Annotated in this window: 5 protein-coding genes and 1 pseudogene; all 6 read right to left on the reverse strand. The window is 43.7% G+C overall.

The window, feature by feature from the left end; all coding sequences use genetic code 11:
• Positions 1 to 1,758: AAA family ATPase (locus IQ270_RS23655; protein WP_193975632.1), on the reverse strand; the 1,758-nt coding region annotated here is incomplete at its 3' end.
• A gap of 239 nt (positions 1,759 to 1,997) precedes the next feature.
• Entirely contained in the window at positions 1,998 to 3,662 is a 1,665-nt protein-coding gene (locus tag IQ270_RS23660) for an adenylate/guanylate cyclase domain-containing protein (RefSeq protein WP_193975633.1), read from the reverse strand.
• Positions 3,659 to 4,054 carry a response regulator gene (locus IQ270_RS23665; protein ID WP_193975634.1) on the reverse strand — a complete coding sequence of 132 codons (396 nt, stop codon included), beginning with the start codon at positions 4,052 to 4,054 and terminating at the stop codon, positions 3,659 to 3,661. Before IQ270_RS23665 ends, IQ270_RS23660 begins: the two co-directional genes overlap by 4 nt.
• Before the next feature lie 418 nt (positions 4,055 to 4,472).
• Positions 4,473 to 4,571 (reverse strand): annotated as a pseudogene (locus IQ270_RS23670) (IS5/IS1182 family transposase); the annotation flags it as partial.
• Between the two features lie 383 nt (positions 4,572 to 4,954).
• On the reverse strand, positions 4,955 to 10,522 hold the full coding sequence (locus IQ270_RS23675; protein WP_193975635.1) for an AAA family ATPase: 5,568 nt from the start codon (positions 10,520 to 10,522) through the stop codon (positions 4,955 to 4,957).
• Positions 10,523 to 10,600: 78 nt separating this feature from the next.
• Positions 10,601 to 11,191 carry a ribonuclease HII gene (locus IQ270_RS23680; protein WP_339384296.1) on the reverse strand — a complete coding sequence of 197 codons (591 nt, stop codon included), beginning with the start codon at positions 11,189 to 11,191 and terminating at the stop codon, positions 10,601 to 10,603.
• Positions 11,192 to 11,214: the final 23 nt, after the last annotated feature.

The raw sequence follows: 11,214 nt of genomic DNA on the forward strand, positions 1-11,214 counted from the left end.
TGTATAAGAGACAGGGGTTGGGGGGGTAAAATCAAATGATATTAACCCATCGACCTGCAAAGATTTGAGAAATTGAGTGGCAAAAAAAGGATTACCTTGAGTTTTGGCGAAAACCAGTTCTGTTAGAGGAATTGCCCTTTCGGGTGAACAAATCATGGTATCGGCAATCAGGTGATTCAACGAAAGTTGGTCTAGGGGTGTTAAAGTAATTTGATTGATTGTTGCCGACTCTTTGCGAATCTCATCCAAAGTCAGCATCAATGGATGGACGGGAAACACTTCGTTATCGCGATACGCTCCGATTAACAACAGATAGCGGGTATCTGTTTCGCTCATCAACAATTGTATTAGTTTTAATGAAGCCGAGTCTGCCCACTGCAAATCATCCAAGAAAATTACTAAAGGATGCTCTTTTGTGGCGAATACTCGGATAAAGTTTTGAAATAATAGATTGAATCGATTTTTGGCAGCCGTCCCCTCTAGTTCTGAGACTTTTTTCTGCTTGCCAATTAGGTGTTCTAATTCTGGAATGACATCAATAATGACTTGACCGTTTTCACCCAAAGCCTCAAATATTTTGACTTGCCATTTCTGCACCTGGGCAGGACTTTCGGTGAGTAATTGTCGCATCAAATTCTGGAATGCTTGTACCCATGCAGAAAAGGGAATCTCGCGATTGAATTGATCGAATTTTCCTTTGATGAAGTAACCGCGCTGGCGGACGATCGGCTTGTGAACTTCGTTGACAATGGCGGTTTTGCCGATGCCGGAAAATCCCGCTACTAACATGATTTCTGTGTTGCCTTCGCTGATGCGATCGAAGGCTTCTAATAAAGTTTTAACTTCTGTTTCTCTGCCGTAGAGTTTTTCGGGAATGATGAAGCGATCGCAAATATCCCGTTCTCCAATTTGAAATGGGGTAATTTCTCCCGTCGTTTTCCACTGTTGCAAACATCGCTCTAAATCGTACTGCAAACCTAATGCACTCTGATAGCGCTCTTCGGCATTCTTCGCCATCAACTTGAGGACAATTGCCTGCACCGCTTCGGAAATGGCAAATCGCTCGCTGTCTGCGGGAAACTGCACCGCTTGAGCCATGTGACAGTGCACCAACTCCATCGGATCGTGGGTTTCAAAAGGTAAGTTTCCGGTGAGGATTTCAAAGAAGCTGACACCCAGAGAATAAAAATCGGTGCGGTAGTCAATTCCTCGGTTCATCCGCCCGGTTTGTTCGGGAGAAATATAGGCGAGGGTTCCTTCGAGAATATTGGGGTTAATCAGTTGTTGCTGTTCTTTGGGGAGCAAACTGGAGATGCTGAAGTCGATGAGCTTAATTTGGCGCGTTTCCGGGTGGATCAGGATGTTAGCGGGTTTGATGTCTTTGTGGATGATGCCCTGTTGGCTTAGATAATGTAAACCTTGGGCGAGTTGGATGGCGATGTCTAAAAATGCTGTTAAAGAACGGATTTCGCCTTGCCAGTAGTCGGGGAGGGAAATCGCCCCCTCATCGGGCATCACGAGGGCGTAACCGTTGCCGTAGCGTTCCAGGGCGAGGGGTTGAACAATGGCTGGATGTTCCAGGTGGTGGGCGATCGCGTATTGGTTGCGGAACTGGACTAATTCGTTAAAACTAGGGTGGGGGTTTTGTAGAACTTTGATAATAACGGGTTGACTGTCGGTGGTGCGGATGGCTCGATAGACGAGGGTGCGAGTGCCGGAATAAAGCCGATCGGTTTCTTGATAATTAGCTAATACCATAGGTCTAAACTCCTGATATAGATTAATGTCCGGTTGTATTTTTTGTAACCAGTGAATTTTTTGATGGTACCCGCCAGGCGATCGATCCGCCGAATCAATCCAAAATCCAAAATCTAAAATCCTCAAGCCCCCGAATTTATCTGTGGGGTGAATCCAAAATCTAAAATCTAAAATCTAAAATCGAATGACGGTGCGCGATCGCGATCGGGACGTTTTATTATTATGAGTGTCTTTTGAGATTAAGCACAGCGTTCCCAATAAATTTGGGCAGCGGTATCGCCGGGATTCTTTTCCAAACACCGACCGAACAGGAATTTGGCTTCCCCAATTGCTCCTTGATAATAGCGAATTACAGCTAATTCAAACATCGACTTCGTTTCCAATTTGGCTTGTTTTTGGGCGGGAGGATCGGCCTCAAATACTTCAAACACCCCGACTTTTTGGGTTTTACCTCGAACTTGCACCTGAGCGACAAAGCGCAGGGCATACTTCATCGGTTCTTCGATCCCAGCTAAAGTGTAATGGGAAATCAGCAGCGGAGTTTTGTAGACTTTGGTTAACTGTTGGAGGCGCGAACCGAGATTAACTGCATCGCCAATGACGGTAGTATCGATGCGAAAGTTACCGCCTACTGTTCCCAGCCTCAAATTTCCTGTATTGATACCAATACCAATTTCTATGGGTTGGCGATCGCGCTGTTGTCGGCTTTTGTTATATTCCGCCAGGAGTTTCAACATCATCACTCCTGAATTTACCGCATTATCAGCACTGCCTTCAAACAGTGCCATAATTTCATCGCCAATATATTTATCAATAAAACCACTATTTTCAATAATTGCAGGTTCCATGCGTCGGAGATAGCCATTGATAAACTTAAACGTATCTTCTGGAGTCATTTGCTCTGAAATGGTTGTGAAAGCACGGATATCGGCAAACATAACCGACAGTTTTTTCTCAATAGATTCTCCCAGTTGAATTTCGGTGATATTTTTGCGAGCTAGAGATTGCAAAAATTGACGGGGAACAAACCGAGAAAAAGCTTCATTGAGTTGGCACAATTCTTGGGTAAACTGTTCTCGTTCTGCCTCAGCTTGTTTGCGATCGCTAATATCTTGGAAAGCTGCGATCGCCTGTAATATCTGACCTGTTTTATCCCGAATAGGTGTCGCCGAAACTTCTAAGGGAACGCTCCGATCAAAGTAATGAATTTCGAGATCCTCAGCATGAACTGTTTCCCCTGCCAGAGCGCGCACGAGCGGCAATTTTTCCGTTGGATATAATTCATTAGTTCTCGCCTGATAAACTTTGAAATCCGTTGAAAGTCGATCGACTTTGGTTTCAGGTAAAATGTCTAACTGAAGTAATTCCTTGGCTTTCTGATTGGCATAAGTTATTTGTCCGGCATTATCGTGAACTGTAACACCAATGGGCATTGCTTCTAAAATCTGAGTCAGGCGCTGTTCATTTTCCCGCAGTTGAGCATTTTGTTCTTCGACTTTTTTGATTTGCAAATACTTTCTGAGGGCTTCTTTAACCGTCAGGTGGAGATCCGTAGCATCCCAGGGTTTGGCAATATAACGGTAGAGATTAGCTGAATTCACAGCATTGCCCACTGCATCGGCTGCGGCTTGACCGGTGAGCATAATCTTCAATATATTGGGATATTGGGCGTGAATCTGACAGAGAAGTTCGTCGCCTTTGATTCCCGGCATCAGATAGTCAGAAATAACCGCAGCAGTTTCGATACCTTCGGCACCCAATTCTTCGATAAGTTCTATGGCTTCTTCACCACTTTGGGCCGCTTCAATCTGGTAATCTTGACCGAAGTTTCTTTGTAATTCCTCAGCAAGACCTTCCAACATCATCGGTTCGTCATCTACCAGAATAATCGCTAGTTGGTTCATGCTAATTTCAGGGCTGTTGTCATGATTTCAATTAACTCTTCTTCCCGCCACGGTTTATGAATGCAGGAGTACAGATTAGCTTCACGCTTGGCTCGTTCAATAGCTTCCAGATCGGCTTGTCCGGTTAACATAATCTTGGTAATATCGCCGAATTGCTGCTGGACTTGAACTAAAAACTCGTCTCCCCGCATTCCGGGCATCAACCAATCAGAGACAATTACAAGAATCTTGACTCCCTCCTTATTTAGTTCTTCAATGATTTCTAGGGCTTCCTCAGCACTTTCGGCAGCTTCATACAGAAATCGATCGCCAAAGTGACGGCTAATTTGCTCCTGGATAGATTCTAGAATAACTATTTCATCATCAACACATAGAATTGCTGCTTCAGTCATATTTTTAGGGTTGTGAAGTGGACGGTTGACAGTTGACAGTTGACAGTTAACCTGTGGTAGTGGCCCTGCCCCCGTGTCCGCCCTGGCAGCAGACAGTTGCAAATCAGCCCGCGTCAAGGCGATCTCAACTTACTTACGTCATCTTAGCTGCTGAAAATCGATGCCTCGCAATATTGGTTGTCAATTGCGGTTAAAAAGGGGGACTTCAAGAAGCTTCCAGTCCCCCCCTTCTTAAGGGGGGCTAGGGGGGATCGAGATATGTGCAGCCTCATAAAAAATTGGTATAAGCTACATTAAACTTCACTAAACAGTACGTAAACAAATCTGACTAGCGGTGCTTTCTTGGCAGTTAAATACTTTACAATCGTTTACATAGTTGCGTTGTACAACGCCGACTTACTTAGAGCGAGTTTTCAAACTACAACCACAACAGAATGCAGGCGATCGCGATCGTAGCTGTATAATTTGCTACTAGCTTCTCATATCGGGTAGCAATGCGACGAAATTGCTTGATTTGGTCGATCGCAGGTTCAACGCGGTTTTAACTTTTCCCACTGTTCGTTACTATGATAACTATGTAGTCATTACCACCATCAATAATTAAGGCCAGTCTTTTTTTTGACTGTTTTTTTGACAATGTAGTGCATCGGGCATCTGGATCTCAATCGGTAGGCAAGAAAACACGCCCTAGCCCTTTTAGGGACAAAGGCTTTTGCCATGTCCCGGAGGAGAGCGATGGGACCTGTATTTCATAAACTTGCAATCTGCTGTAACAACTAACTCTTCAACTGTCAACTCTGAGGGCGGGCACTCACAGGCACCGCCCCTACGACTGTCAACTGTCAACTGTCAACTCTGAGGGCGGGCACTCACAGGCACCGCCCCTACGACTATCAACTGTCAACTATTAGGCAGCGTCACCGTAAAGGTAGTTTTGCCAGAGACAGATGCAAAAGTAATTGTTCCTTGATGTTTTTCCACGATCTTTCGGACAATATCTAGTCCTAAACCGCTTCCTTCTCCTGCTGATTTGGTAGTGAAGAAAGGTTGAAAAATTCGCTCTTGAATATCTGGAGAAATCCCGCAACCCGAGTCTGTGAATTCTACTACAATATTTCGCTCTTTCTGATGCACTCCGATTTCCAGCGTCCCTTTGCCATCCATCGCTTGAACTGCATTGTGAATTAAGTTTGTCCACACTTGCACGAGTTCGTCGGGATAGCAAGGAATCTCTGGAACTGGTTGATAGTGACGAGTGACCTCGACACCCTTCTTGAGATAATTATTGTACAATTCCAGCACGGTTTCAATGGTGTCAGTAATCTGGGCCGATCGCTTTTCCTCAGTGTGGTCGTAACGAGCGTAGCTCTTGAGAGCGAAGACTATTTTTGAAGCTCGTTCGACGGCGTTGTTAATGTTTTGGCTGTTGGCTTGCAGGCGGGCAATATCGTAGGCAATTTGCACTATTTGGTTGGCTTGAGGCGTTTGCAGCAAAGACATTTGAGAGTCAAAACTCTGATGTATTCCCCCTTCTGTTAGCAGGTGAGCCAGTTGTTTGGCATTGGCAATGTTATCAGATTCAAGCTGTTGAGTTAGCGTCCGTTTAATTTGGCGTTTTTCGCGGGTACTGAGGCCCGATTGACTGCTCAGACATTGTTTGAGGACGCTGAAAAAGTCGGCTTGCTGTTGCTCGGTGAGTTGGGGCAACAGTTGGGGCAGTTGAAATAACGATGCTTCTAAGGCTTTATCGGTGTTGCCGATCGCGGCGCGAATTGCTCCTAAAGGCGTGTTAATTTCATGGGCTACTCCGGCCACTAGTTGTCCGAGGGCGGCCATTTTTTCCGATTGAATTAGCTCATTTTGAGTGGCTTGGAGAGTGTCGAGGGTGTTTTGCAATTCTTGAGTGCGATCGGCAACTCTTTGCTCGAGGTTGTTATAGAGTTGAGCGTTATCAATGGCGATCGCCGCTTGCCCGGATAATAGTTGGATAATTTCCAATCTGTCGGGGGTAAAAGCTCCTGTGGTTAAATTATTTTCCAGATAGACAATGCCGCTGAGTTGACCTTGATTGAGCAGTGGCGCACACAAAATAGATTTGGTTTGATGCGCTTTGATGTACGGGTCAAGTGTAAATTTGCCTTGATTTGCCGCATCGTTCTTGACAACTGTTTCTCTTGTACGGGCAACATAGTTGACGATCGATGCGGGTAAGTGGTTGTCAATGGGGGTTGACTGCAATACGGTGATGCGATCGGCATCCACATTTCCAGAAGCTTCGATCGCCCATTGTCCGGCTTTGTCCAAAATCAGAAAGCCTGTTTGCGCCCCAGCATTTTGAATCAAAATTTTCATTAAGTTGGCGAGTAACTTATCCAGGACAATTTCGCCGGAAATCGCTTGGGAGGCTTTGATTATGGTGGCTAAATCCAAAGCTTCACCTGACTTAATGCCAGTTAAGGTACTGGTAGTTGTCGTGCTTGTGGCTGTGATGCTCTTCGCTGGGGAAGATGATTTCGTCAGCAACTGCGGGTATTTTTCCTCCAAATCTTTCACCTTGCGTTTAGCGCCCCAGCGTTGGTAGCCATAGTGAGCTTCACTCATGTAGACTTTAGCAATCTTCTCTTTACCTTTACCCAACCAAAACTTAGCTGCTAGTTCCGACGCTAGCGCTTCATTCTGCAAAAATTTATTTTCTCGCGCTGAGGAAATCGCTTCGTCATACAAATCCTGCGCTTCCAGAGTATTGCCTGTAATTCGCGCCAACTCAGCTTCGATTAACAGACGTTGATGAAGGTAGGTACTCGGACAATGTTTACTCCAGAGTTTGAATTTCTCAAGATTCGATTTAATCTTCTCCACATACTGTGCCTGTTTTTCACCATCAGCACAGTCATACCCAACTGATAAGGCTAGACATTGATGAAAATGGAAAGCCGGATTAATAAAAATCCCCGTCGCGCCGATCAAATATTTTTCGGCAGAGTTAGCATAGTCGATCGCCTTCTCGGAATCTGAATACCAGTTGGCTAAAGACAATTTACAGGCTATTTCTATAAATACTGTGAATAAATCATTTTTTTCAAGGCAAGAATTAATGATCTCCTTGGCATTCGGCCATACGGATTCATCAAGAACGCTCCAATCCTCAACGGGTTCAATCAAATTATAAATAGTCGCTTTAACCGCATAATAATATTGCACCATGTTTGGATCGATTTTTTTCAAGCCGGGTATAAATTTATCGATTTTTTCGGATAATTCTTTTAACGAATCAGTCCCCCAAAAACACATAAACAAAAAGTTGATTGCACAATATCCCGCCCATTGATAGGCACCGTTTTCTACCCCGCTATAATATCCTCTCATTAAATGCTCTTTAGAGCGATCGAGATGTTCAGTGTAATGGGAAACAAATCCTCCCCACATATTCAAAATTAATGCTTCATAACGCTTCATTTGATACTTTTCATCGTTCAATCTCAAGGCTAAATTTCCAAATTTATAGGCGGCTTCAAAATCTTGCGCTACAAAGGCAAGTGTTAACGAATAATATACATACCCAACTGAAGAGTGAGGATTGTTCCCATAGGTGAGCGATAGCTCAATCATTTTTATACCTATTATGAACAGCAATCTAGACCCTAAAAAGTAAGATGGAGGTAAACATTCTCTGAGGAGTACCATAGCAGCAAGTTTTTCAGGGTCTTGCATTTCAGGAAAATCTATAAAATTTTCAATTTTCCTGGCAGCGATTGTCTCAGTAGCATGATTCACTTCTGCTATAAGTTCATCTTCTTCAGGAAAAGCTTTCAACTTAATTCCCAATAGTTCGAGGGTCTGTACTCCCAGATATAAGGAGGATTCCAAATCATTTTTCATTCGATATAACGTCACTTTATATTCATTGACTTTACACCGATCCAACAAACTATCGATCTGAGCGAGGGCTTCATCAAAAGTTAATAAAGCTTCGTCCCAGCTAGCATTTAAATATTCTATTTCACCTTTTTCAATGTGATATGAAAATGTCAGGTGATACTCTTCTTCCCAGCTATTATGGGGTAAAAGTTTTATCCCATTAGTTATATATATTAATGCGGGTTGATAGGCTGAAGAGAATTTAGCTTTTCTGGCAGCGATTAGATTCAATCTAGCTAATTGTTCTTTTTCCGATTTGTCACCCAGCAATGATTGTACTTTGTTCAGGTGATTAACTATATCAAAAATTCGTTCTTCTGACTCAGATTTTTCAAGCTTATTCAACAGAATGCGACCAATTTTTAAGTGGATTTCTTGTTTGTGTTTTTCGTCATTGAGCGAGTAAGCTGCTTGCTGCACCCGGTCATGCAGGAATTTATAATCTTGAATTAACAGTTGTTCATCTAACTCGGATGCGGGCAAAATTAACCCGGACTGAACTGCTGTTGTTAGGTCTTTAGAAACTTCCGACGTAGATTTTTCACTGATAATAGAAAGGGTGTTTAAGTCGAAAGAAGCACCGACACAAGCCGCTAAACGTAAAACCTGCTGAGTTGAGTCTGGAAGTTTCTTCAACTTACCAATCATCAACTCCACTACATTATCGGTGATCCCCATTGCTTCGATTCGAGCAATATTCCACTGCCAGATTTGGCGCTCAAAATCAAAATTTAGTAAATTTTCAGCATACAGGGTTTTCAGAAATTCATTGACAAAGAAAGGATTGCCCTCTGTTTTCCGCACTACCAATTCTGCCAAGGGTTTTACTGATGCGATGTCACCGTGCAATGTGTCGGCAATCAGTTGAGCGATCGACTCTAGTGCCAAGGATGCTAAAGTAATAAAGTTGACAGTTGCCCCAACATTCCGCACCCCATCAAGAGTCACCATCAACGGATGAGTGGGGTTGACTTCGTTATCCCGATACGCCCCAATTAGAAACAGGTATTGTGTATCTGCATCCGTCATCATCAGTTCGATTAACTTGAGAGTAGCGGAGTCTGCCCACTGCAAATCATCTAGAAAAATGACTAAGGGATGTTCTTTTGTACAAAAGGCTCGGATGAAGTTTTGGAAGACGAGATTAAAGCGATTTTGAGATTCTTGGGCCCCTAACTCTGGCACGGCTGACTGTTTGCCGACAATCAGTTCCACTTCGGGAATTACATCAATAATTACTTGACCGTTATTACCAACTGCGGTTAAGAGTTTTTCTCGCCAAAGGTTTAGTTGTGCTTCGCTTTCTGTTAACAGTTGCCGCACCAATTCTTTAAAAGCGCTGACGAAGGCCCAGTAGGGAATATTGCGCTGAAATTGGTCGAATTTGCCCCAGATGAAATAACCGCGCTTTTGGGTAATTGGTTTATAAATTTCTTGTACGAGGGCTGATTTACCAATGCCGGAATAACCCGCAACGAGCATGAGTTCTACTCTTCCCCCGTCGCGCTTGATTCCCCGGCGGGACTGAAGCGAAGAGAGGGTTTCGCCAGATGTGGGTAATGAATTGGACTTAGCTTGGGAACCTGCAACACGCTCGAATGCTGCTAGTAAGGTTTCAACTTCTTGTTCCCTACCGTAGAGTTTTTGGGGAATTTGAAACTTATCAGAAATATCGCTTGAGGCGAGGGGAAACTCTGATATTTCTCCATTAGTTTGTAGCTGCGTTAGACAGGTTTCCAAATCTGCTTTGATTCCGCCGGCACTTTGATATCGTTCCTCTGCCGTTTTTGCCATCAGTTTCATCACAATATCTGAAACGGCTTTAGGAATTTCTGAATTAATCTCACGAGGCGATACCGCCACTTTAGCAAGATGACAATGCACCAATTCTAGTGCATCAGTAGTTTCAAATGGTAGCTGTTTTGCGAGCAGTTCGTAGAAGGTGACACCGAGGGAGTAAAAATCTGTGCGGTAATCTAGGGAACGGTTCATCCGTCCCGTTTGCTCCGGCGACATATAGGCTAAAGTTCCTTCTAAAACATTGGGATTTTTTAGGGTAGGATTTTCGCGGGTTAATTGGGTGGAAATGCCAAAGTCGATGATTTTGAGAATTCCGGTTTCTGGATTGAAGAGGATATTGGAGGGGTTGATATCTTTGTGGATAATATTGCTGCTGTGAATTTGACCTAAAATTTCAGTGATTTTGATAGCATTTTTGAGAAATTCTGGAAGAGAAAAGTCAGAATTTGACTCAATATGACTGTCGAGCAGTTGTCTTAATGAGAATGCACCCAAATCCTCAAGGATGATGGCTAATGTTCTTTGATATGGTTCTAATCCATAGGCCTTAACTGCGCCATCTAGATTTAAGTTGCGAGTGATTTCATATTCCTGTTTGTAGCGAGTGAGTTCGGCAGGTGTAGGATAGTCTTCTTTTAGTACCTTGAGGATAACTGCTTTATTATCCTGTTCTCGGCTAGCTCGATAGACTGCGGAATTAGCGCTTTCGTAGATTTGTGCCAGAATTTGGTATCCGGTAAATTTCATCATAAGTCGCCTTAAAAAAGTAAAAAAATGGATATATTCTACAAGAAAGAATGAATTTAAATTTGTATTTTCTGAAATTAACTAAATTTTTTCGCCGCCGTTATTTTCAGGTTTTCGACAGGGGCTAAATGACAGCCGATGAAAGACAGACGCACCGCAACGTTCCAAAGCCAATTTATGTTTAGCTGTACCATATCCTTTGTTGTTTGTCAAGTCATATTCGGGATATTTAACAGCTAAACGCAGGATTAATTCATCGCGCCAAACTTTGGCGACAATACTAGCAGCGGCTATCTGAATCGATCGCGCATCACCTTTAATCATCGTCTCTTGTGCGATCGACAAATTGGGAATTCTTTGATTGCCGTCAACCAAACACAAATCAGGCGTGACATTCAGCTTCAAAATCGCGCGTTTCATTGCCAACAAAGAAGCTTGCAAAATATTCAAACGATCGATTTCTCGCACCGAAGCCACACCAATTTGACAGTCAACAGCCACAGCCCGGATTTTCAGTGTTAACCGACTCCGGGCTGCGGCACTCAACTGCTTACTGTCGCGCACCCCGCAACTTGCTAGTTCGTCGAGAACTTCGTCGGGCAGAATGCAGGCTGCCGCTACCACGGGCCCGAATAAAGCTCCCCTTCCTACTTCGTCCACACCTGCAATTATCTGGGGGAGGGAGGGGGGAGGGG

Origin of the sequence: Microcoleus sp. LEGE 07076 (assembly GCF_015207455.1) — a bacterium.
Classification (GTDB): domain Bacteria; phylum Cyanobacteriota; class Cyanobacteriia; order Cyanobacteriales; family Microcoleaceae; genus Microcoleus.